The 22068-nt window shown below is 61.8% G+C and carries 19 protein-coding genes; 7 read left to right on the forward strand and 12 right to left on the reverse strand.

Features of this window, described 5'->3' with window-relative positions; translation table 11 throughout:
* Positions 1-13: 13 nt before the first annotated feature.
* Positions 14-997, reverse strand: a complete 984-nt coding sequence (locus TQ39_RS04265; protein WP_009325020.1) for an NAD-dependent 4,6-dehydratase LegB — start codon at positions 995-997, stop codon at positions 14-16.
* A 480-nt stretch (positions 998-1477) separates the two neighbouring features.
* Here TQ39_RS04265 and TQ39_RS04275 point away from each other — a divergent pair, with 480 nt between their 5' ends.
* The 5 genes from TQ39_RS04275 (at position 1478) to TQ39_RS04295 (ending at position 7434) form a co-directional block, all read left to right on the forward strand.
* Positions 1478-3007 carry an MBOAT family O-acyltransferase gene (locus TQ39_RS04275; protein WP_050004685.1) on the forward strand — a complete coding sequence of 510 codons (1530 nt, stop codon included), beginning with the start codon at positions 1478-1480 and terminating at the stop codon, positions 3005-3007.
* A gap of 13 nt (positions 3008-3020) precedes the next feature.
* Positions 3021-4082 carry a hypothetical protein gene (locus TQ39_RS04280; RefSeq protein WP_050004686.1) on the forward strand — a complete coding sequence of 354 codons (1062 nt, stop codon included), beginning with the start codon at positions 3021-3023 and terminating at the stop codon, positions 4080-4082.
* Between the two features lie 3 nt (positions 4083-4085).
* On the forward strand, positions 4086-5402 hold the full coding sequence (locus TQ39_RS04285) for a surface carbohydrate biosynthesis protein (RefSeq protein WP_050004687.1): 1317 nt from the start codon (positions 4086-4088) through the stop codon (positions 5400-5402).
* Positions 5403-5651: 249 nt separating this feature from the next.
* Positions 5652-6770, forward strand: coding sequence for an N-acetyl sugar amidotransferase (locus TQ39_RS04290; protein ID WP_050004688.1), 1119 nt, complete (start codon positions 5652-5654; stop codon positions 6768-6770).
* A gap of 97 nt (positions 6771-6867) precedes the next feature.
* Positions 6868-7434, forward strand: a complete 567-nt coding sequence (locus TQ39_RS04295; protein ID WP_050004689.1) for a GNAT family N-acetyltransferase — start codon at positions 6868-6870, stop codon at positions 7432-7434.
* A gap of 10 nt (positions 7435-7444) precedes the next feature.
* Here the strand turns inward: TQ39_RS04295 and TQ39_RS04300 are convergent, their stop codons facing one another.
* Entirely contained in the window at positions 7445-7906 is a 462-nt protein-coding gene (locus TQ39_RS04300; protein WP_050004690.1) for an 8-oxo-dGTP diphosphatase, read from the reverse strand.
* A gap of 1 nt (position 7907) precedes the next feature.
* Positions 7908-9092 (reverse strand): MFS transporter, encoded by a 1185-nt coding sequence (locus tag TQ39_RS04305; protein WP_050004691.1) that lies wholly within the window; start codon positions 9090-9092, stop codon positions 7908-7910.
* A gap of 460 nt (positions 9093-9552) precedes the next feature.
* Here TQ39_RS04305 and TQ39_RS04310 point away from each other — a divergent pair, with 460 nt between their 5' ends.
* A complete protein-coding gene (locus tag TQ39_RS04310) occupies positions 9553-10113 on the forward strand; it encodes a GNAT family N-acetyltransferase (RefSeq protein ID WP_050004692.1) in 561 nt (186 codons plus the stop codon).
* 102 nt (positions 10114-10215) lie between these two features.
* On the opposite strand, the gene TQ39_RS04315 is transcribed toward TQ39_RS04310, so the two are convergent.
* Positions 10216-12531 carry a transglycosylase domain-containing protein gene (locus TQ39_RS04315; RefSeq protein WP_050004693.1) on the reverse strand — a complete coding sequence of 772 codons (2316 nt, stop codon included), beginning with the start codon at positions 12529-12531 and terminating at the stop codon, positions 10216-10218.
* 37 nt (positions 12532-12568) lie between these two features.
* Positions 12569-12781, reverse strand: a complete 213-nt coding sequence (locus TQ39_RS04320; RefSeq protein ID WP_009325111.1) for a DUF896 domain-containing protein — start codon at positions 12779-12781, stop codon at positions 12569-12571.
* Between the two features lie 622 nt (positions 12782-13403).
* On the opposite strand from TQ39_RS04320, the gene TQ39_RS04335 reads away from it, so the two are divergent.
* A complete protein-coding gene (locus TQ39_RS04335; RefSeq protein WP_050004694.1) occupies positions 13404-14054 on the forward strand; it encodes an epoxyqueuosine reductase QueH in 651 nt (216 codons plus the stop codon).
* 104 nt (positions 14055-14158) lie between these two features.
* On the opposite strand, the gene TQ39_RS04340 is transcribed toward TQ39_RS04335, so the two are convergent.
* From TQ39_RS04340 to TQ39_RS04370, 7 genes are all read right to left on the reverse strand, one after another.
* Entirely contained in the window at positions 14159-14701 is a 543-nt protein-coding gene (locus tag TQ39_RS04340; protein WP_009325114.1) for a phosphoribosyltransferase family protein, read from the reverse strand.
* 40 nt (positions 14702-14741) lie between these two features.
* On the reverse strand, positions 14742-15821 hold the full coding sequence (locus TQ39_RS04345; RefSeq protein WP_009325115.1) for a SulP family inorganic anion transporter: 1080 nt from the start codon (positions 15819-15821) through the stop codon (positions 14742-14744).
* Between the two features lie 140 nt (positions 15822-15961).
* Positions 15962-16693: a gamma-glutamyl-gamma-aminobutyrate hydrolase family protein gene (locus TQ39_RS04350; protein ID WP_040910408.1), complete on the reverse strand. Its 732-nt coding sequence runs from the start codon at positions 16691-16693 to the stop codon at positions 15962-15964.
* Positions 16694-17084: 391 nt separating this feature from the next.
* Positions 17085-18158 (reverse strand): hypothetical protein, encoded by a 1074-nt coding sequence (locus TQ39_RS04355; protein ID WP_050004696.1) that lies wholly within the window; start codon positions 18156-18158, stop codon positions 17085-17087.
* A 100-nt stretch (positions 18159-18258) separates the two neighbouring features.
* Positions 18259-19581, reverse strand: a complete 1323-nt coding sequence (locus TQ39_RS04360; RefSeq protein WP_050004697.1) for a competence/damage-inducible protein A — start codon at positions 19579-19581, stop codon at positions 18259-18261.
* Positions 19582-19621: 40 nt separating this feature from the next.
* Positions 19622-20794, reverse strand: coding sequence for a tRNA uracil 4-sulfurtransferase ThiI (thiI, locus tag TQ39_RS04365; protein WP_009325119.1), 1173 nt, complete (start codon positions 20792-20794; stop codon positions 19622-19624).
* Between the two features lie 107 nt (positions 20795-20901).
* Positions 20902-22035 carry a cysteine desulfurase family protein gene (locus TQ39_RS04370; RefSeq protein WP_242853450.1) on the reverse strand — a complete coding sequence of 378 codons (1134 nt, stop codon included), beginning with the start codon at positions 22033-22035 and terminating at the stop codon, positions 20902-20904.
* Positions 22036-22068: the final 33 nt, after the last annotated feature.

Consider the following 22068-nt stretch of genomic DNA (forward strand, 5'->3'; position numbering starts at 1 on the left):
TTTTGTCGATATATTACAAATTGTATGCATCCACTTTATAGCCGTCCATATTTCCGCGCAGCCATTCGATGGTCTGGGCAAGGCCCTGTTCAAAGGTGTAGGCCGGCTGCCAGCCCGTCAGGGCGCGCAGCTTGGAGGCGTCGCCCAAAAGGCGTTCCACCTCGCTTTTGCCGGGGCGCAGGCGCTCAGCCTCACACACCACCCTGGCTTCGGGATTGATCTGCCGGATCAGTTCATCCGCCAGATCGCCGATCGATATCTCGCGGCCAGTGGCGATGTTGATCTCCTGTCCGACGGCGGCGTCGCAATCTGCAATGGCCATGAAGCCGGCGGCCGTATCCTTGACGTAATTGAAATCCCGCGTGGGCGCCAGGCTGCCTAAACGGATCTCCGTGCGGCCCGCCAGAAGCTGGGTGATGATGGTGGGGATAACGGCACGGGCCGACTGGCGCGGGCCGTAAGTGTTGAACGGCCGCACGATGGAAAGCGGCACGTCAAAGCTGCGGTAGAAGCTCTCGGCCAACCGGTCCGCGCCGATCTTGGTGGCAGAGTACGGGCTCTGCCCCTGATACGGGTGCTTTTCGTCGATGGGCACATACTGGGCCGTGCCGTACACCTCACTGGTGGAAGTCACCATCAGGCGCTGGGTGCCCAGGTCCCGTGCTGCCTGCAGGACATTCAGCGTCCCTTTGATGTTGGTGTCCACATAGCTGTCCGGGGAGTGGTAGCTGAACGGGATGGCAATGAGCGCGGCCAGATGGAACACGCGCTCCTGTCCCTGCATGGCGGTGCGCACGCCGTTGGGGTCCCGGATATCGCCCATGAAGATCTCGATCTCACTGCGGATCTCGGGCGCGAGGGAATCGATCCATCCACAGGAATTAAACGAATTATAATAGCAGAAGGCTTTCACTTTTTCGCCTTTTTTCACCAGTTCTTCCGTGAGGTGGCTGCCGATAAAGCCGTCTGCACCGGTCACCATAACAGTATGCGCCATATGGAAAACTCCTTTTCTGCCGGGCTGCGCCGCAAATTCCGGTCTGGTGCGCGCCGCCCGTTTTTTGCTTACGGGTATAGTATATCACGGTATCCGTGTATAAAAGCAGCAGCGCCCGGCCGGGGCCCGCGAAGCTTTCAGCCGCGCGGCGGGGCAGCGGCGGGGCGGACAGCGTTGCCTTCCCGACAGAAGGCAGCGCGGATAGCGCAGCCGATGCGCTGCCGCGTGCCCGAAAACCGCTGTTTCTTTTGCACACCGATACCAGTTAAGTATAATATAAAACGGGCTAAATAGCAATAAAAGGAGGCTTTTTTGTCGGCCGGGCATAAGCGCCGCCGTGCCTTCCGCCTTGCCCCGCGCAGCCGGCAGGCCCCTTCCTTTACAAAACGCCTGTCCCCCTTTATAATGTAACAAGGATTCCCGCGCGCCGGGCCGCGCTCTGCGGCGCGGTCCATACTCTGTCGATATAGGATGTGCGCTATGACATTCAACTCCGTTTCGTTCTTTGCATTCTTCCCGCTGGCGGTGCTTGTATGCCGGCTTGTCCCCAGGCGCTGGCAGAACGCCGCGCTGCTGGCCGTCAGCTATGCGTTTTATTGCTTCAATACCCCTGCATGGCTGCCCGTGCTGGTTCTGGATTCCCTGGCCACGTGGGCGCTGGTGCGCCGCATGGACGCCGCCGAGGGTCTCTCCCGCAAACGGCGGCTCTGGGCCGCGCTGGGCGTAAACCTCGGCCTTCTGGTGCTGCTGAAAGGCGCCTCTCTGCTGCTCCACGGCGCGGCCGTCAGCGCAGGGCTTTGGCAGGCATTGTCCCGTCTGGGCCTCGCCAGTGAAGCGGGCGGCAGCGCTTTTTCCGTCATCCTGCCGCTGGGCATCAGCTTTTTCACGGTGCAGTCCGTTGGCTACGCCGTGGATGTATACCGCAAAAAATACGCGGCCGAGCCGAGCGCCTGTAATTTCGCGCTGTTCGTAAGCTTTTTCCCGCTCATCTCCAGCGGCCCCATCATGCGCGGGGACAAACTGCTGCCGCAGCTGCGCGCGCCCCGCGCCCTGCGTACGGACCGCGCGGCCCACGCGCTGGTCACCTTTGCGCTGGGGCTGTTCTCCAAGGTGGCCGTGGCCGACCTTCTGGCGGTGTTTGCCAACGCTGTTTACGGCGACGTAACGGCGTATACAGGCCTGACGCTCACCTTCGGCGCGCTGTGCTACGGGCTGCAGCTGTATTTTGATTTTTCCGGCTACTCGCTCATGGCGCTGGGCGCTGCCGAACTGCTGGGCCTTCAGCTGACGACGAACTTCGACACGCCCTATTTTTCGCGTTCCATCCGGGAGTTCTGGGGCCGGTGGCATATCTCGTTTTCCTCCTGGCTCAAAGACTATGTTTACATCCCTCTGGGCGGAAACCGCAAGGGCAAGGCGCGCAAATATCTGAACCTGCTGCTCACATTCCTCGTCAGCGGCGTCTGGCACGGCGTGGGGCTGACATATCTCATCTGGGGCGCGCTGCACGGCGTCTACCAGATCGCGGGGGACGCGACGGACAGGCTGCGCGGACGCGTTTACGCAGCGCTGCATGTCAGCCGCACCGGCCGCCTTGCCTGTGCGTGGCAGTGCCTGTGCACCTTTGCGCTGGTAAACGCCGCTTGGGTATTTTTCCGCGCCGCTTCGGTACACGACGCGCTGTATGTGCTGACGGCCCAGTTTCGGAACGTTTCACTGACAGGCCTGCTGGCGGACATCCGCGCCATAGCGGCCTCCTTCAATGCAAAATCTCTTTTGAGCGCTGCATTCCTGGCGTTCGTGCTTTTGGCACTGGCGGGAGGCGTGCTGCTGGACTGTGCCCGCCGCTTCAAAGCGCCGGGCGGGGATCTTTCCGCACGGATGCTGAGCCTGCCGCTTATTTTCCGCTGGCTGCTGTACTACGCGCTGGCCGCGTTCATTTTCGCGGGCTTTTTGATGAACAACGGATACTTCGCCACGGCGGCGAATTTCCTGTACAACAATTTTTAAGGAGGCGCGCCGCATGAAAAAAATTTTGCCCCGCCTGGCGCTGCTTGCCGCGCCGTTCCTGGTTTATTTTGCCCTGTTTTTCGCCTTTGAGCCCTATGATTATTTCGGCGTCAAAGGCGGTGCTTCCAGCGAAGACTCCGTCATCACGCGCGTGCGGGCTTATCTGTCCGCGCCCGAGGACGCCATCATCCTGGGCGACTCACGCATGGCCCATTTCGACATGAATGCCGTGGCCGAGGCCTCCGGCCGCGGCTGGAGCAACCTCGCCTTCGGCGGCGCTTCGCTGAACGAGAGCATCGACCTGTTCTATCTCGCCGCCGAAAACAACCCCAGCCTGAACACCTGCTATTTCGGCGTCAGCTTTTACACCCTGCGTGCCGGCGATTCCCGCAACCGCATGGAGGCCATCGGCACCGTGGTGAAAAACCCCGTTGCCTATATGCTCAATTTCGATTACAACGCCGATATGCTGGGTGAGCTTCTGCTGCGCCTGCAGGGCGTGCAGACGGGCGCGACCCGGGACGCAGGCGCTTGGGAGGCGATCGATTCTGTGGACGAGGACGGCAACGCGCTGCCCGTACGCCGCAACCTGATCGCCTATGCCGCCACGCTGTACCAAAACTGCGCAAAGCCGGGCACACTGCCCGCGATTGAAACAGAGCCTTATATCGACGCCTGGGGCGCAGCGCGGGAGCGCTGCACCAATCCCCGCGCTTTGCTGGACGCGATGCTGGCCGCAACGCCCGCCGACAGCTCCTATTCCCTGAACTGGGAAAACCTGCGGCGTCTGGAGGAGCTGGCGGCTTATTGTGCGGAAAACGGCATTGAACTGACCTTTGTACTGCCCCCCATCGACGATGCGCTGCGGCAGTATCTCGTTGCGCCGCTGGGCCTGGACGAGCCCATGCGCACCATACGGCAGGCGCTTGCGGACACCGGCGCGGCCGTGCGGGATTTTGAGGTAGAGCCGGAAGCCGTTTACGCGGAGGAGCAATACTACGACGGGTTCCACCTGGATGTGGAACGGGGCCTGCCCGAATTTACACGCGCGCTGTTCGGCGCAAAGGAGGCGTAAGCCATGGCACTGGATTTTCTGATTCTGTATGAGCATGTGGTGCGGGAGTACGAGAGCATCCTGCTTTTGAAGGCGGAGCTGGCCCGGCGCGGCTATACCGTGGAGCTCCGCCAGCTGCTGGACCGGAAAAAGCTCAAATACTTCACCCTGAAAAAGCCGAAGGTTCTGGTGTCCAGCTGCATGTACGACGACGAGGCCATCAACAGCCATGTGTACAACAACATCGGCGTGTGCAACAAAGTGGTGAACCTGCACTGGGAGCAGATGCTCAGCGACACGCAGGAGGAAGGCGCGTGGTTCAACTTCGGCGGCAACGCCAAAAAATGCGTGCAGACCTGCTGGGGCAAACGCACGCAGCAGCGCCTTGTGGCCCACGGCATGCAGGAAAAAAACTGCCCCGTGACAGGCGCGGTGATGATGGATTTCCTGCGGCCCGAGTTCCGGGGATATTTCAAGGATAAGGCTGCGCTGTGCCGGGAGCACGGATTGGACCCGGACAAAAAACTGATGCTGTACATCTCCAGCTTCGGCTATGCCAGCATGACGGAGCAGGAAGTAAAGGAGCTCTCCGACATGGCGGGCGAGGATTTCACCGGCTTTGCCGGTACCAACCGCACCAGTATGGAACAGACGCTGGCCTGGTTCGACCAATATCTGGCCGGGCATCCCGAAGTGCAGCTCGTCTACCGCCGCCACCCCAGCGAGTGGAACAGCCCCGCGCTGGAGGCGCTGGCCCAAAAGCGGCCCAATTTCCGCGTGATCTTCGCGGACAGCGTGAAGCAATGGATCGTGGCGGCGGACCAGATCTTCATCTGGATGAGCACGGCCATTGCGGAGGTATACTTCGCGGGCAAAAGCTGCCGCATCCTGCGGCCCGTTCCCATTGAGCACGAGTACGACCCCGTCATTTATAAGGGGGCGGATCACATCACGGATTACGCCGCCTTTGCCGCAGCGGCGGACGCGCCGGACAGCGCGCCCTTCCCCATTGCCAAAGAGGTCATCGAAGGCTACTTTGACAGGAGCGATACGCCCGCCTATGTGCGCATGGCGGATCTGCTGGAGGACGTTTACAAAAACCCTCCGCGGGACCAGCCCTTCAGCCCGCCCTTCCGGCCGCATTTCAATTTGCTCAAGTTCTGCGCGCTCATCGGTGTGCATATGATGTACGCGGTGAAATTCGACCCGGCCCGCCTTGCCGGGGTCGCACCCGGCTTCGCAGATATGGCTTCACGCATTTACGGTTATATCGACAAGGCGCACATTTCCAAAGAGGAGGCGCGCGCCATGGAGGAAAAGATCGCGCGCTTTGTGGGCTGATGCCCCGGCGTCAAAACGGTGCGCGCCGTCCAGCCGGATGGCGGTTCGGCTTCCCCCGCGCGCGCCGCCGCCCGAAGCGCCACGCATTTGGGAAAAGCCGAACTGCCCGGCGCCCCCCGCCCGGCAGAGCCCCTCTTTTGTGCGCAAATGCGCCGCTGCGCCTTGTGCGCGGGCGCAAAATGGGGTACAATAAGAGTGCTTACGATGCGCGGCTTTCTTCCGCGCGGTTTCTTGTAAAGGAGAAAAGCTATGAAATATTGTAAAAAATGCACCATGCCCGACACGCGCCCCGGCATTACGTTCGACGAAAACGGCGTGTGCAGCGCGTGCAACCATTACGCCCACCGCAAGGATGTGGACTGGGACGCGCGCTGGAAGGAATTTGAGGCTATGTGCGATAAATACCGCGGCTGCAACGGCCCCGGCGGATATGACTGCGCCGTGGCCGTCTCCGGCGGCAAGGACAGCCATTTCCAGGTGTATATGCTCAAGGAAGTCATGCGCATGAACCCCATCCTGTTCAGCGTAGAGGACAACTTCCCCATGACGGAGGCGGGCAAGCACAACCTGAAAAACATCAGCGAGGAGTTCGGCTGCACCATCATCTCCTGTAAGCCCAATATCAAGGCGCAGAAAACCCTGATGCGCACCTTTTTTGAAAAATACGGCAAGCCCACCTGGTATGTGGACAGGCTCATCTATACTTTTCCGCTGCATATGGCGGCCAAGTTTAACACGCCTTTCCTGTGCTACGGTGAAAACGTCTCGTTTGAATACGGCGGCAACGCCGATGTAGAGACCTATTCCGCCAAGGACCAGATCGAGAACGGCGTTGCCGTCGGGTTCCCCAAGGAGGAGCTGCTGGGCTACGGCGTGAGCGAGAACGACCTCATCCTCACCGAGGCGCCCTCCGCCGAAGAGCTGGCCAGGCTGGATCCGTTCTATATGAGCTATTTCGTGCCCTGGAACAGCTACAAAAATTACCAGATCGCCAAGGAGCACGGCTTCCATGACCTGTCGCATGAGTGGGACCGCACCCATCACGCGGAAAATTTCGATCAGATCGACAGCCGCGCGTATCTGGTACACTCCTGGCTGAAATACCCGAAGTTCGGCCATGCGGCGGCCACGGACTACACGGCCCGCTACATCCGCTACGGTATGATGACACGGGAGGAAGCCATTCCCATCATCAAGGAGCGGGACGGCGCGCTGGACCCGCTGTGCGTGCGTGACTTCTGCGCGTTCTGCGGCTACACCGAAACCGAGTTCTGGGCCATCATGGACAAGTTCTACAACAGGGACCTGTTTGAAAAGGACGAATACGGCCGTTGGATGCTCAAGGAACCCATCTGGAAAGAGAACTGATTTTTTTAAACACAAGGCGCGCCGCAGTCTGTCGGAAAAGCAAAGCTTTTTCGACAAGCTGCGGCGCGTCGTTTTTACAGTGAACAGGAGGCTTGTTATGGAGCTTGTCCCCGCCGCGCTGGAAACGCGCTGCCTTATTTTGCTGCCCGCCGCGCCCGGGCTGGCCCCAGCCGTGCTGGACTATTACCTTCGCAACGCGGCGTTTCTGGCACCGTTCGAGCCCGAGCGGCCCGCGGGCTTTTATACGGCGGAGCATCACGCGCGGGAGCTTGCCGCCGATGTGCAGCGCGCGGCGCAAGGCACGGGCGTGCGCTTTTATCTTGCGCTGAAAGACGTCCCCGGGCGCGTCATCGGCAGCGTTGCGCTGAACAATATCGTGCGCGGAGCGTTCCAGTCGTGCTTTCTGGGCTATAAGCTGGACGGCGCGCTGTGCGGCCGCGGCTATATGACGCAGGCCGTGGAGGCCTGCACGCGCTTCGCCTTCGGCCCTGCCGCGCTGCACCGGGTGGAGGCGAATGTGATGCCCCGCAACACAGCTTCCCTGCGGGTGCTGGAAAAATGCGGCTACCGCCCCGAAGGGCTGGCGCGCCGCTACCTGCGCATCAACGGCGTGTGGGAGGACCACATCCATATGGTGCGTCTCAACGAGCCGGACAAAGGCTGACATCCCGCGTTCAATACAGGCGTACGCGCCAGTCTGCGGGCGTGCCGGGCGCGCGCTCGTACTGGAATTCCGTCAGATCGTCGCGGTCGAACACCGAAAGAAGCTCCCGGAAATCCTCTACCAACGGATAAGCGTCCAGCGCGTCCCGCTCCACCCACACCATCTCGCCCTCCTCCGATGAACGCAGCGTGCCGGAAAAACGGTCTGTTTTGAACAGCAGAACGATATACCGCTCGTCCGCGTCCGTCTGGAACTGCTTGATCCCGCACAGGCGCGGCGCATGCACGGTGAGGCCGGTCTCCTCACGCATCTCCCGCGTCACCGCCTGCACAAAGGATTCGCCCTTTTCCACATGGCCGCCGGGAAGCGTATAGCCTCGCCAGTCGGCTTTCACCCTGTTTTGCAGCAGCAGGCGCGTCCCGTCATGTACCATGCACAGTACGGTGACGACAGCTTTTTCGCTTCTTGCCATCTTACTGTTCCCCCTTCGGGCGGCGGCGCAGCCGGGACACCGCCAGCAGCAGCAGCACCGGGAACGCACACGCGGCCAGCAGCCCCGCTTTCAGCGCGCCGCCCGCCATGCCGGACACCGCGCCTACAACGCCCGGGCCCAGCGCGCATCCCACGTCGCCCGCCAGGGCGAACAACGCAAACATGGCCGTGCCTCCCTCCGGACAGTGTACCATGGAAAGGCTGAATGTGCCCGGCCACAGAATGCCCACCGAAAAACCGCACAGCGCGCAGCCCGCCAGCGAGAGCAGCGGCCAGGGTGCGAACACTGCCGCAGCATAACCGGCCACGCACAAAAGGCAGCTGGCCGCCATACAGCGTTTCAGGCTGATGCGCGCGCCCCATATGCCGTACAGCGTACGGGACAGGCCCATCATCACCGCAAACGCACAGGGGCCCAGCAGGTCGCCCATCGCTTTGGGCACCTTCAGGCCCGTTTCGGCAAACAGGGACGCCCACTGGGACATCCCCTGCTCGGACGCGCCCGCACATACCATCATCAAAAGGAACAGCCAGATCATTTTGCTTTTCAGCAGTGCGCGCAGCGGCGTGTGGTGCTCGTCGCCCGCCAGCGTGCACAGCGGCACCCGCGCGAACAGCACCATGTTGCACAGCGGCAGCACGGCCCACAGCACAGGCAGCAGCGCCCAGCGTCCGGTGCCCGCCAACGCGAAATACAGGGTTGACAGCACCACCACCCCCACATGGCCCCAGCAGTAAAATGCGTGCAGCAGGCTCATCGAGCCGGCCTTGTCTTCGCTGGGCAGCGCCTCCACGATGGGACTGATGAGCACCTCGGTAATGCCGCCGCCCACCGCGCACAGGCAAACCGCACACAGCACGCCCACATATGGGTCCGCTGTCCGGTACGGCAGAACGCCCAGCGCCACAAGCCCGGCCGCGGCAAAGGCGTGGGCGGCAACGATGGCCCGCCGCGTTCCGATGACATTGATCCATTTTGCGGATAAAAGATCCACCAGCATCTGCACGCCGAAATTCACGGTAATGAGCAGGCTGATGCGGCCAATGGAGATGCCCAGAGACGTCTCAAATACGACGAACAGCAACGGCGTGAGATTGTTCACGACAGCCTGCGTGATGTACCCCAGATAGCTTGCCGCCAGCGTATGTTTATGCGTAAGTTTCATGTACTTTGCCCCCCTGTTGGTTTCCAAAAACACAGTATAGCACATTTTTCGTGCAAATATGATATACTAATAAATATCATAAAAAATAGTGGAATTATTGTAGCAAGCGATAAGGAGTAAAATAGTGCAAACCCTCATGAAGCTGTGTTTGAATGGCTTTGTGGGCTTCTATGTAATCAGGTTCAATATGCTGTCTGACGCTTTTTTGACGCCCGTGCTTACAAAAAGGACTTATAACGAGATATAGCAGGATATAAGCAGAAACGGCAAAGAGCCTTAATTTACAAGGGCTTCACCGCTCCGCTATAAACATTTATAAGAAGATATAAGACGATTTCCATCTATAAGCCGCAGGCTATTTTGAGGGCCATGCAGGCCGTCCCTGGCCTGCGGCCATTGAGATAAGCTTTTTTGCTCTGCTCCCGCGCGGCGTGAACCTTTTCCGGACAAGGAGGTCCCCATGAGCACTGTACGAAAACTGAACGAGTCTGCTTTGCGCGGCATTTACGACGCATACATGCACGAGGCGTTTCCACCTGCCGAGCTGAAGCCCCTGGCCGTGATGCTGAGGCTGATGGAGCGCGGGCGTTACCTGTGTTACGGATATTACCGGAACGGGCGGCTGGCCGCCTATGCCTTTTTTTACCGGCACGACAGCCGCGTGCTGTTGCTGGATTATTTTGCCGTAACGCCCGAGCTGCGCGGCCGGGGCGTGGGCAGCGCGTTCCTTGCCGCTCTGGACGCCGTGCTGAGCGGCGTCTGCATCCTGGGCGAAGTGGAGATGCCCGACAGCCATGACGCCGGCCTGAACGCGATGCGCCTGCGCCGCATCGCCTTTTACGAACGGGCGGGCTTCTCCCTGACGGGCGCGGCCTGCCGGCTGTACGGCGTACGTTACGCTATCATCGCCCGCCGTCTGCCGGCCGGGCTCACGGCGGCGGGGCTCCGTGGGCTGCTGCGGGAGGTGTACCGCGGGCTGGTGCCCGCGCCTCTGCGCCCCTTTGTGCTTCATCTGGAATAACGCGCCGCCTTTTTCCGTGCAAAACAGACGCGCGCCGCGGGAGCGTTCAGCTCCGTGCGGCGCGCGTCTGTTCCTTTTTCATTTCCGTTTTGCGGGACAATGTCATGCCGCATGGTCTCTGCAGACGGCGGGCAGGTTTCCCTGCGTGTAATAGCCTGTCGCCGTGCGCGGGCAGCCGGGCGCGGCCAGCCCGCCGGATTCCGTGCAGTATTCTGCCGTCACGACGCTTTCGTCCACGGGGAACTCCAGCACGGGCAAACCCTGCTGGGCGCGCTCCATCACATATTTCCAGGCCGTGGTGGGCGCATGGGTGCCCGACGCCGTGTTCAGCGCAAAGCCGGAATCATAGCCATACCAGGTGGCCGTTACATAATAGGGCGTCATGCCAACGAACCAGTAATCCCGGTTGTCAGAGGAAGTACCCGTCTTACCCACACTGTCCATTTCGCCGCGCACACGGTAGCCCGCAGCCGTTCCGCTGCCCTGCATCACCTGCGCCAGCAGGCGGTTCATCACATATGCGGTGTCCGTTCCCAGAACCTGCTTTGTTTTCAGTTCCGGCGCGGCGATCTCGCGGCCGTAGCCCGTCTGCACGCTGGTATAACAGTGCAACGTGGTGAAAGAGCCCCCGTTGCCCAGCATCATATACGCGCCCGCCAGCTCATAGGGCGAAATACCGTGGGTCTGGGAGCCCAGGATCATGGGGCCGGAGTCGTTGTCCTCCGGCGTCAGACTGGTGACGCCCAGGCTGTTTTTCATAAAGCGGTAGATATTCCCCACGCCTGCCTGCTCGCCCACGCGCACGGCGATGGTGTTGATGCTCTGTGCCAGTGCGTCCACCACGAGAATATCATCCTCGGCATAGGTCTTGCTGAAATTGGCGGGCCAATCCTTCAGCTCGCCTGTTTTTTCATCCTCCAGCTGCCGCACGGGCGCGTCCAGAAGCGGCGTGGACCAGTTGATCTTGTTTTTTTCCAGCGCCAGCGCATACGCGCCGATGGGCTTCATGGTGCTGCCCACCTGGCGGGGCACGGTGCCGCGGTTCAGCCCGCGGCTCACCTCTTTTTCCCCGATGCCGCCCACAATGGCTTTCAGGCTGCCGTCGTAGCCCACGCTCACCATTGCAGCCTGGGGCGTCTCGACGACGTCCTCCCGGATGGGATCGCCGTTTTCATCCCGGGCGATGGTGCCGTCCTCATTGTATTTCGTGGCCTGCGTTGCCACACCCAGCCCGCTGGTGGGGAAAAAGCTGCTGTATCCGCGCTCCAGCGCGTTTTCCATCACCGCCTGCAGGTCCGGGTCCACCGTGGTGTAAATGCGCAGGCCGCCGTTGTACAGCAGATTGGTCGTCTCGGCGCTGTCCAGGCCATACTGCTCCGAAAGAGCGGCGGACACATCCGTCAGCACCTTGTCGGTGAAATAGGTCGTGACAGGCGTTTCCGCCACCGGCACATTGCCCGGCGAAAGGCCGATGGGCTCGGCCGAGGCGGCATTGTACTGTTCCTCGGTAATATAGCCCTGCTGCCACATCTCGTACAGAATGTAATTGCGGCGGCTCAAATGCTCTTCTTCATGGGTGCGCGGGTCGTACCGGTAAGGGTTTTTGGTGATGGAGGCGATGGAGGCGCACTGGGCCAGAGATAAGTCCTTGGCGGATTTTCCGAACAGCTTGATGCTTTCAGCCTCCACGCCCGCCGTGTTGTCGGTAAAGCTTATGACGTTGAGGTATGCCTCCAGGATGGTCTCCTTGTCGTACTTTGCGTCCAGACGATAAGCGCGCCAGATCTCCCGCACCTTGCGCATATAGCCCTCCAGGCCGCCGGCCTCGTCGTCCCGCGTCAGGTTCTTGATGAGCTGCTGGTCGATGGTGGAGGCGCCCTGCTTGATGCCGTTGCCGAAATAGGTTCCGGTGAGCGCCTTTTTCATCTCGTTGAGCACCGCGTACGCCGTGCGCGTGAGGGAAACGCCGTGATGCTCGTAAAAATGCTTGTCCTCAATGGCCACAAATGCGTGCTGCATGTCCTCGGGAATCTCCGAGAGCGGCACCCATATCTTCTGCTGCGTGGCCTCCAGCCGGGCATACTCCACCCATTCACCGGTTTCCCTGTCCTGCGCATACAGGATGGTCGCCTCCCGGTGCGGCAGCTGCTCCAGATCCAGCCACAAAAAGTCGTTGCGCGTAGAAGCATACAGATAGCCCCCCACGCTGAGGCACGCGGCCAAAAACAGGCACAGCACGCCCAGCAGCACCCTGCGCAGCACGGGACGCCGCCGCTGTCTTTTGCCGCGGGGCGGCTCCGGCCCCGGGCGCGGGGCGGCGCGGCGGGCGCGGGAGGGACGCGGCGGACGCACGGGGCCGCCCTGCTGCACATAGCTCTCCGGCAAGCGGATGTTGCGTTCTTTTTCACGGTCGCGCATGCGGCTCCCTCCTTTCCCCCTGTGTGCCGATTAGACGTTATTGTTTCCGCTTTTGTTTCAGCGGCATACGGTTGCCGTTCGCATCCACAACGACCGTGTTGTCCAACTGTTTTTTCAGCGAGCCCTTCATGGCGTCGATGTACTCTCTACGCAACGATGCCTGCTCCGCTTTTTCTTCAGCGGTAAGCCCTTCGGGCGTACGGCTCTTTTTGGCCAGCGCATTGATGCGCGCGATCTTTTCGTCCGTCATAGCCTGTTCCTCCTTTTTCAGCGCTCCGGCAGCGTTTCTGCGGCGCGGAGCACAGGGTGTTCAATTGATTTTCAATAGCATCCGTGTACAGAAGCATCAGCGCACGAAATGCGCATGGCCGCGGCTGTGGTCGGTTTGGGGTAATTATAGCACAAATACAGATTTTTTGTATGCTTTTAACAAAATTGTAAGAACTGTTTTTACACTTCCCTCCCGGAAAAAGAAATATGCGGCAGCCCTTTTGCAGCGGGCCGCCGCATATTTCTTGTGAAAGGAAGTTCATGAAAAAGAAGTTGGCTTGTTATAATCTATATAAACCCGCAGGCAATGCCGCGCGGGAATGGCTTTGGCCGCCGGGCGGCGGCTTTGCGCGGCCCGGCTTGGAAGAAAAAGGCTTTGGCGGCCTGTGCCGCCGCGCGCTTTTGGCGGAAGACTTCTTCCGCCCGCGCATATCAAAGAGCGTTCGGCTCCTTTTTATCTATATTCGTGCCGCTCTTTGTGGCATGCTTTTAGTATAGAGGGAAGATGTGAACAAAGTTTGATAGAAACTTTAACCTTTTTGTAATATTTGATGAATAGGGCTTGAAGTGATACAATATCAGACAGGAAAGGAGGCGGTGGCATGGCTGTGAATTATCAGCTGGAGCTGGAACGTGAACTGCAGAAAAACGAGGGCAAAACGCCCCGCCTGCTGCTGCACTGCTGCTGCGCGCCCTGTTCCAGCTATGTGCTGGAATATCTTTCGCCCCATTTTTCCATCACGGCGCACTACTACAATCCCAACATCGACACCCCGGAGGAATACGCCCACCGCGCGCGGGAGCTTTCCCGCTTTGTGCAGGAGATGCCTCTGCCCGGCGCGGTGGATGTTTTGGCGGAGCCTTACACGCCCGCGGAATTTTACGCGGCCGTGAAAGGACTGGAGGACATCCCCGAGGGCGGGCGCCGCTGCTATGAATGCTACCGGCTGCGCCTGCGCCGCGCCGCACAGGCCGCGGCGGCGGGCGGATACGATTATTTCACCACCACGCTGTCCATCAGCCCGCACAAAAACGCCGTTTGGCTGGGTGAACTGGGAGAAGCGTTTGCCGCGGAGTATGGCGTGCGCTGGCTGCCTTCGGATTTCAAAAAGAAAAACGGCTTCAAGCGCAGCACCGAGCTGGCCGCCCGGTACGGCCTGTACCGGCAGGATTACTGCGGGTGCGTGTTCTCCCGGCGCGAGGCCGAGGCCCGCGCGGCGCGCAAAAGCGCGCAGAATAAACATGGCGCTTAAACGGGCCCGCAGACATTGAGATGTATCGTTTTGCGGTACAAAAAGCTCCGGCTGCAGAGAAATGCAGCCGGAGCTTTTAATTGTATTTTTCGGCCGTCCCGCTCTCACAGCGGGAACAGGGGCAGTTCCTCCAAAAAGATGATGTCCCCGCGCCCGGCCGCTTCTCCCTCGGCCAGGATCGCCGCCTTTGCCACGATCTCCGCACCGGCCTTTTCCAGCAGGCGCTCAATGGCGCTCAGGGATTCTCCTGTGGAGATCACGTCGTCCACAATGGCCACGCGCCTGCCCTTTACGGCCAGCGCGTCCTTGCCGTCCAGGCACAGCGTCTGCGCCTTCTGAGTGGTGATGGATACCACTTCGTCTACCAGCGGTTCCGCCATATAGGGTTTCACGCTTTTGCGCGCCACGATATAGTACGGCAGCCCCAGCAGACGGCTGACCTCGTGCACCAGAGGGATGCCCTTGGCTTCAGCTGTGACAAGATAATCCACCTTGGGCAGCTTTTGCGCCAGCAAGGGCGCGGCGGCTGTTACCAGCTCACAGTCGCCCAGGATGACGAAGCTGGCGATGGCCAGCTCCGGCGAGATGGGAATGATAGGCAGCTGGCGCGTTACGCCCGCCACATTCAGCTCATAACAATCAGACATAAATCCAATTCCTTTCTCTGCACGGCTCACGCGCCGCCTGTTACAGGCCCAGCCCGGCCCCGAACAACAGCTTGAGGGCGATGCCCGCCAGCATGCCGAAGAACGGGTCTGTAAACGCTGTCACGCCCATGGTAACGCCCGCTACGATGGTGTCTCCCGCGCCTGTGCCCGCGAAAGCCGCCGCCGCGTTGCCCGGCACCGTCACCACCGCGCCCAGGATGAGCAGAAAGCCCGCGATGGACTGGCTGGGCACGTATTTACCGATCTTGGGCAGCAGGCCGCAAAACAGAATGACGGCCATGATGCCCATCATCAGCACACCCGCCGTAACGGGATGGGGCGCGCCCGCCGTTGCGGAGATGATCGCCTCCACAGGCGCGCCGCCGAACAACGCGCTCACCGCGTCGGCCAGGCCGGAGTATATCGTAAGATGGTCCACATTCTGCGAGGCACCCGCGATGCCGCCCGTGATGGAGCCGAACGCGATGTTCGCGCCCACGGTCAGGCAGGCCAATGCCAGCGCACCGCGCAGTACGCTCAGGTTAAAAATGGGTTTTTCTAGCTTCAGGCGGCCCATTTTTTCCGCCGTGCCCACGCCGCCGCCGATGTCCTGTCCGGCCAGCTTCGCCGCCGCGCTGGACACCACCAGCGAGATGACGATGGTATACACCAGATTCTGTCCCAGAAAGAAGTAGACCAGCACCGCCGTAACCACCGAGGTAATGCCAACCAATTTGTTTTCCTTCATCATGCCCAGCGCCAGCTTCGTCAGCACCAGGCCCACGCCCGCCATCATGGCGTTCAGCACGGTTTCGCCCGCAAAGTTCACAATGGCCGTAAGCAGCCCGCACGCGCCCAGCGCAGCCATCGTCACGCCTGCGAAGAATACCATCGAAAGGCGCTCGCGCATGTTTTTGCCCATCGTGCCCGCCAGCACGATCGTCTCGGCCTGGAAAGAGATCGGAGCCACCGAACCAAGCAGCAGGCAGCCGATAACGCCCACGCCAAACCCCAGCGCCGTCGGTACCGAGGCAAAGCCCATGGAAAGCGCCAGCAGCCCCTGCGGGATGCCGTTGAGCACGACGCCGATCGCCGCAAGGATATCCTGTAAAAATTCCATATCCACACACCTGTTTTCTTTATTTGGCCTTTCCCGCACGGGAACAGCCATTTTCATTATAACGGCGCGTGTACGGGCGTGCAAGCATTTGGCAAAAAAGCGCAGCTTTTGTCACGCAAAAAACTGCGCGGGGGCCTTGTTCAGCGCTTTAGGAGCGCGCCTCCGGCCGCCGCATCCACCAGCCAGGTAAAGATGGCCGCATGGTCCGGATGCTCGGGCGCAAGATTCTCCGGGTGCCACTGTACGCCCAGCGCAAGGCCGTCCGCGCTTTCCACCGCCTCCACAAGGCCGTCCGGCGCGTGTGCCGCCGCCGCAAAGCCCGGCGCAACGTCCCGCACCGCCTGGTGGTGAAACGTGTTGCACTCGTGCTGCCCCGGCCCCATGATACGCGCCAGCAGGCTGTCCGGCGCCAGCGTCAGGCTGTGGAACAGTTCGCCGCGCGCCGCACTGTCCTGATAATGGCAGATAGCCGCCCGGCACTGCGCGGGGATGTCCTGCCACAGCGTGCCGCCGAATGCCACGTTCAGCACCTGTGCGCCGCGGCAGATGCCCAGCAGCGGCTTTTTATGCTGCGCCGCGGCGCGGCACAGCGTCAGCTCCACGTTGTCGCGCAGGCGGTCGGTGCTGGTGAGCTGGGGCACCGGGCTCTGGCCGTAATAGGTGGGCGCAACGTCGCCGCCGCCCGGCAGCACAAAGCCGCCGCACAGCGCCAGCCACTGAGCCATGCCCGCGCTCACGGCGTCGGGCGTGGCGGGCAGCAGCAGCGCAAGGCCGCCCGCGCGTTCCACCGCGCGCACGTAATCGTGCCCTGTGGTATAGGCGGGGTGCACCTCCCGCGTGCAGGCCGCGATGATCCCGATTACCGGCTTCATGCTTTCACGCTTCCCTTCGGCGCAGCGCAGGCTCTTCGCCCGCACGCACACATACTCTCTATTGCTTTATTCCATTGTTGTTGGCCTTGTGTCAAAGTCTCTGTTGGCGGCGTGTTGGAACGCGCCGGAACAGCCTTGAGATAACAATGTGTTGGCAAGCGCGGAGACGCTTGCCGGCCAACCGGTAAAAAGCCCGTCGCCATGCCGTTTCCGTCGTATGGGGCAGCCGGCTTTCGGCCTGTTGGCAAGCGCGGTTTTTGCGTGGTCGCCGGCACGGCTTCGGTATGTTGGCTTGCCCGCGCGCCGCGTGTGAGCCGTGGGCTACCTTCCATGTCGATTTTCCCGCCCGCGCCATCCGCCTTTCAAGCGCGCCGCAAGCGCTTTTTTACCATCAGCCGAAGGGATGCACCACACCCGTGTTTCCGCTGCTCTGGGGAGTGGAGGAAGCTCCGCCCGCATCCGGCGTGCCCGAGCCACCGTCCCCGGCGGGCTGGCTCACGGATGCATCCGTTCCCGGCGCGGAAGCCGGCTCCCTGGTGCTGGCGCCGGCACTGACACTGGTGCTGCCGCTCACAGGCAGCGCGCCGCCCGCGCCGTTCCCGCCGCCCAGTGAAAAGTGTGTGAAGAAATACCAGCACGCCACGGCCAGCGCAACCAGCAGCACGGCCAGCACCGCGATGGGCGCGGCATATTTGCTGGAGCGGCGCTTTTTCAGCGGTGCGTTCCAGTCAAAATCAGAGTTCGCCTTGAACATCCGCGCCCGGTCCACAGGCTGCTTCTGCGCCAGGCGGCGCACCATGTCCAGCGCCGACAGCGCCACCACCTTACCCGCGCCCTCGCCGTTCTTGATGCGCTTGATATACACATAGCCCCGGTGCGCCACAGCCAGGTAAACCACCTCGGCTCCGGTGCCCATGCCCACGCTGGCAACGCCGAAATCCGCATGGGCGAACCGGGCGGCCGCCGCCGCGCGTGCCGCCGCGATCTGCGGCGCATTGCCCTCCTCGGCATATTTGTAGACGGCATTCTTGATCTTCGCCACAACGCGGGAATCGTTGTAGCTGCCGTCGCCGAAATCAAATACGCTGGGGCCGCGCTTGGTGTGGGAGAATTCCTCCGCCAGCAGCGCGCCCGTGGCGGGATCCGCCGCAGCGATGGTGGATTCGCTCTGGATCAGCTCGCCCGCCGTAAAATACGCAAGGCTTCCCTTGCCCCGGCCGTAGGCCGCGGGGCCCAGCGCCAGCTCGAACTGCTCGGCCACGTTCTCCGTCAGCTCGGTGGCGGCGGCCTGGGCATACGCGCGCGCCGTCACAACAATCAGCACCTCGCCCGCCTGCCCGTACAGATTCAAGCTGGTGTCCTGCATGTGGGCCAGCTGCTTTGCCGTCTGCTTGAGCGCGTTCATGTCGGGTTCAAACGTGCGCACGACCAATTGCTTTTCCACATTCTTCTCCATAGGTTGCATGCTGTGTCCTCCTTGCCGCCCCGCCGGGATCTTTGCCGCCGGGCCGCTTTTTTATTTTTTCACGCCGGCTCCGGCGGTTCTGGTATGCTACATGCGGGCGCTATACGTCCCGCGCAGGCGTGCCTTTCTGCATCAGATGGGCCGGCTCCTCCGCCGGGAAGGCCGTGCAGGCCGGCTGCGGCAGGCCCAGCGCCAGGCGGCGCACCATCTCCAGCGCGTGCTGCGTGCTGGACAGCCGCACCACCTCGCGCGTGCGGCCCGTGATAACGAGCTTCTGCACATAGACGGTATCGGCGTTGCAAGCGGCCAGATACACAAGGCCCACGGGCTTTTCCGGCGTGCCGCCGCCCGGCCCCGCGATGCCTGTGACGCCCACGCCGAGATCCGCTCCGGCGGCTTCGCGCACGCCCCGGGCCATCTCGGCGGCTGTCTCGGGCGATACGGCGCCGTATGCCTCCAACGTTTCATGCCGCACGCCCAGCATTTTTTCCTTAATATCGTTTGCATAGGTGCACGCGCCGTAGGCGAACACCTCGCTTGCGCCGGGCACGGCCGTGATGCGCTGGGACAGCATGCCGCCCGTGCAGCTCTCCGCCGTAGCCACCGTCAGGCCCCGTGCGGCCAGCTCCTTCACCACCACTTCCTCCAGCGAATCCGCGTCCATGGCATAGACGCAGTCGCCCAGGATATCGTAAAAATGCTTCGCATAGTCCGAACACATGCGCCGGGCCTCGTCCTCCGACGCGGCCTTGGCCGTGATGCGGATGACGACCTCCGCCGTCTTGGCATAAACGGCGGCCGTTGGGTTGGCGTTTTCCAGCAGATGGCCGATCCTGCTTTCCAGATGGCTCTCGCCCACGCCTGTGACGCGCAGCGTCACCGAGTGCAGCACGCTGTCGCTCATGGCAGCCAGCCAAGGCTTGACGCTGTTCAGGAACATGGGCTGCAGCTCCTTCGGCGGGCCGGGCAGCAGCACGGCATATTTGCCGGGCGCGGCCTGGTCCTCGAAGATCATGCCCGGCGCAGTGCCGTTGGCATTGGGGATCTTGCGGCCATGGGTGGGCACCATGGCCTGCTTTTTGTTGTTTTCGGGCATCGTGCGGCCCCATGCCGTGAAAAACGCGCGGATCTTCTCCAGCTCCGCTTCATCAAAGCGCAGCGTGTCGCCGAAAGCGCGGGCCACGGTCTGTTTGGTCAGGTCGTCCTCCGTGGGGCCAAGCCCGCCGGAAAACACCAGCAGGTCGCTGCGGCCGCGTGCCTGGCGCACCACGCTTTCCAGCCGGGCGGGATTGTCGCCCACCACTGTCTGAAAGTGCACGGTAATGCCCAGCGCCGCAAGTTCACGGCTCAAAAACTGCGCGTTCGTATTCAGGATATCGCCCAGCAGCAGCTCGGTGCCGACGGCAATGATCTCAGCTTCCATATTCGTCATCCCCTGGTTTGCAGAAAATAAAGAGACCCGCTCACAGGTTCACATACACCACTTCAGCCTGCGCCGCGGCCTGTGCCTCCAGCTCAGCCAGCCCCGGCATGCCCGCCTCCGCGGCCTCGATCTCATCCAGATGGGGCTTCGTTTTCGGGTGGGGCGGCGTGAAGATGGTGCAGCAGTCCTCATAGGGCAGGATGCTCGTCTCGTAGGTGTCGATCTTCCGTGCGATGTCGGTGATCTCCGTTTTGTCCATGCCGATGCACGGGCGCAGCACAGGCAGGCTCTGGGCCGCGTCCGTGCAGGCGATGGCCTTCAGCGTCTGGCTGGCCACCTGGGCCAGGCTCTCGCCCGTGACAATGGCGTCCGCGCTCTCTTTTTCGCACAGAACCCTGGTGATGCGCATCATGCTGCGGCGCATCAGCACCGTGAACAGGTCCTCGGGAGCGTTGTCGCGGATATGCTCCTGCGCGGCGGTGTAGGGCACCACATATACGTTCAGGTTGCCGGTATAGGGCGTGAGCTTTTTGGCCAGCGTCAGCACCTTCATGCGGGCGCGCTCGCTGGTATAGGGCGGGCTGGCGAAATGCACGCAGGCCAGCGAAAGGCCGCGCTTCGCCATCATATACGCGGCCACCGGGCTGTCGATGCCGCCGGACAGCATCAGCGCCGCCTTGCCGGAGGTGGACACCGGCAGGCCGCCCGCACCGGGCTTTTTGCCGCCGTGGACATACGCCGCAAAATCGCGGATCTCCACCGTCACGTTCACGTCCGGGTGGTGCACGTCCACCTTGAGGTGGGGATACGCCGACAGCAGCACGCCGCCCAGCTCCCGGGCGATCTCCATGCTGTCCATGGGGAACGTCTTGTCCGAGCGCTTGGCGCTCACCTTAAACGTCTTTGCCGCCCGCAGCGCGCCGCACAGGTATTCCTTCGCGGTGTCCGCAATGACAGCAAAGTCCTTGGGGCACACGGCTGCGCGGCTGATGGCCGCGATGCCGAAAATTTTGCCGATGCGCTCCTCCGCCGCGTCGATGTCCTCATCGCCCGCAGGCTCCGCGTACATCGTGCTCTGCGCCTTGTAGATTTTAAAATTCCCCAGGGATTTCAGGCGGCGGCGCATGGTCTTGAGCAGCACGCTCTCGAAGGTGGCGCGGTTGAGCCCCTTCAGCGACATTTCGCCCTGATAGGCCAGAATGATCTCTTTCATATTCTGCAAAATTCCCTTTCGTTAAAGTAAAGGCGGCCGCCCTTACGGGCGCTTCCACAAGAAAACAAAGCCGCGAGTTTCTGCCGGGCGGGCGCGTCCGCCCCCCGTCAGCGGCGTATTTTCGCCAACGTACGCATGCCCTCGGCCAGCGCGTCCAGCAGCGCACGCACATCCTCCGGTGTGCTCTCGCCGGAAAACGAGACGCGCAGTGCGGTGTCCACACGGCTTTTCGGCAGGCCCATGGCCGTCAGCGTATGGCTGGCCTCGCCTCTGCTGCATGCCGAGCCGCTGGATACATACACATCCCGGCTCTCAAGGAAATGGAGCATCGTCTCGCTTTTGACGCCCTCCACCGAGAAATTCACAAGTTCGGGCAGCGCGTCCGCCGGGCTGTTCAGCACAATACCCGGCATTCCGGCCAGCGCGTCCCGCAGCGTTTTATTCAGCGCCGCGATGCGCCCGGCGCGGCCTCCGTCCGCCAGCATCCGTTCAATAGCCCTGGCCATGGCGGCGATATAGGCCACGTTTTCGGTGCCCGGACGGCGCTTTTGTTCCTGCCCGCCGCCCAGAAACACGGGGGCCAGATTGTAGCCGCGGCGCACATACAGCGCGCCCACGCCCTTGGGCGCGTGGATCTTATGCCCGGACACCGCGTAGCTGTCGATGGCCGTTCCGTTCAGCCGCTGCGGGACCTTGCCCCACGCCTGTACGCCGTCGATGTGTACGGCCGTGCGGCTGTTTTTTTCCTTCACCGCTTTGGCCAGCGCGGCCACGTCCAGAATGGAACCGACCTCATTGTTTACATGCATGGCTGTGACGAGGGCTGTTTTGGAGCCGACGGCCCGTACCAGCGCCCCGGCGTCCACATGGCCGGAGGCGTCCGGCCTCACGACGGTGACGCGCCAGCCCTCTTTTTCCAGCGCGGCCACGGGGTTCTGCACGCTGGGGTGTTCGTAGCCCGTGACGACAATGTGGTCCGCCCAGGCGGCGCGCGCCTTCACCGCGCCCAGAACAGCAAGGTTATTGCCCTCGGAGCCGCAGGCCGTGAACACGATCTCCCCCGGCTGCGCGCCCAGGGACGCGGCCACCGTTTCCCGCGCGCCGGACAAAACGAACTCGCTCTGCGCGCCGGGCGCGTACAGCGAGGACGGGTTGGCGTAATGGGCGCGCAGCACCGCGTCCGCTGTGTCGGCCACGGTGTCAGCCACGCGTGTGGTGGCGGCGTTATCCAGATAATGCAAAGGCAAAGCCTCCCAAAAACCATATATAAAATT

The organism is Ruthenibacterium lactatiformans (assembly GCF_000949455.1).
GTDB lineage: Bacteria > Bacillota > Clostridia > Oscillospirales > Ruminococcaceae > Ruthenibacterium > Ruthenibacterium lactatiformans.

Coding starts and splice junctions, on each gene's coding strand:
- TQ39_RS04265 (WP_009325020.1), bottom strand. CDS start 997: ATGGCGCATACTGTTATGGTGACCGGTGCAGACGGCTTTATCGGCAGC.
- TQ39_RS04275 (WP_050004685.1), top strand. CDS start 1,478: ATGACATTCAACTCCGTTTCGTTCTTTGCATTCTTCCCGCTGGCGGTG.
- TQ39_RS04280 (WP_050004686.1), top strand. CDS start 3,021: ATGAAAAAAATTTTGCCCCGCCTGGCGCTGCTTGCCGCGCCGTTCCTG.
- TQ39_RS04285 (WP_050004687.1), top strand. CDS start 4,086: ATGGCACTGGATTTTCTGATTCTGTATGAGCATGTGGTGCGGGAGTAC.
- TQ39_RS04290 (WP_050004688.1), top strand. CDS start 5,652: ATGAAATATTGTAAAAAATGCACCATGCCCGACACGCGCCCCGGCATT.
- TQ39_RS04295 (WP_050004689.1), top strand. CDS start 6,868: ATGGAGCTTGTCCCCGCCGCGCTGGAAACGCGCTGCCTTATTTTGCTG.
- TQ39_RS04300 (WP_050004690.1), bottom strand. CDS start 7,906: ATGGCAAGAAGCGAAAAAGCTGTCGTCACCGTACTGTGCATGGTACAT.
- TQ39_RS04305 (WP_050004691.1), bottom strand. CDS start 9,092: ATGAAACTTACGCATAAACATACGCTGGCGGCAAGCTATCTGGGGTAC.
- TQ39_RS04310 (WP_050004692.1), top strand. CDS start 9,553: ATGAGCACTGTACGAAAACTGAACGAGTCTGCTTTGCGCGGCATTTAC.
- TQ39_RS04315 (WP_050004693.1), bottom strand. CDS start 12,531: ATGCGCGACCGTGAAAAAGAACGCAACATCCGCTTGCCGGAGAGCTAT.
- TQ39_RS04320 (WP_009325111.1), bottom strand. CDS start 12,781: ATGACGGACGAAAAGATCGCGCGCATCAATGCGCTGGCCAAAAAGAGC.
- TQ39_RS04335 (WP_050004694.1), top strand. CDS start 13,404: ATGGCTGTGAATTATCAGCTGGAGCTGGAACGTGAACTGCAGAAAAAC.
- TQ39_RS04340 (WP_009325114.1), bottom strand. CDS start 14,701: ATGTCTGATTGTTATGAGCTGAATGTGGCGGGCGTAACGCGCCAGCTG.
- TQ39_RS04345 (WP_009325115.1), bottom strand. CDS start 15,821: ATGGAATTTTTACAGGATATCCTTGCGGCGATCGGCGTCGTGCTCAAC.
- TQ39_RS04350 (WP_040910408.1), bottom strand. CDS start 16,693: ATGAAGCCGGTAATCGGGATCATCGCGGCCTGCACGCGGGAGGTGCAC.
- TQ39_RS04355 (WP_050004696.1), bottom strand. CDS start 18,158: ATGCAACCTATGGAGAAGAATGTGGAAAAGCAATTGGTCGTGCGCACG.
- TQ39_RS04360 (WP_050004697.1), bottom strand. CDS start 19,581: ATGGAAGCTGAGATCATTGCCGTCGGCACCGAGCTGCTGCTGGGCGAT.
- thiI (WP_009325119.1), bottom strand. CDS start 20,794: ATGAAAGAGATCATTCTGGCCTATCAGGGCGAAATGTCGCTGAAGGGG.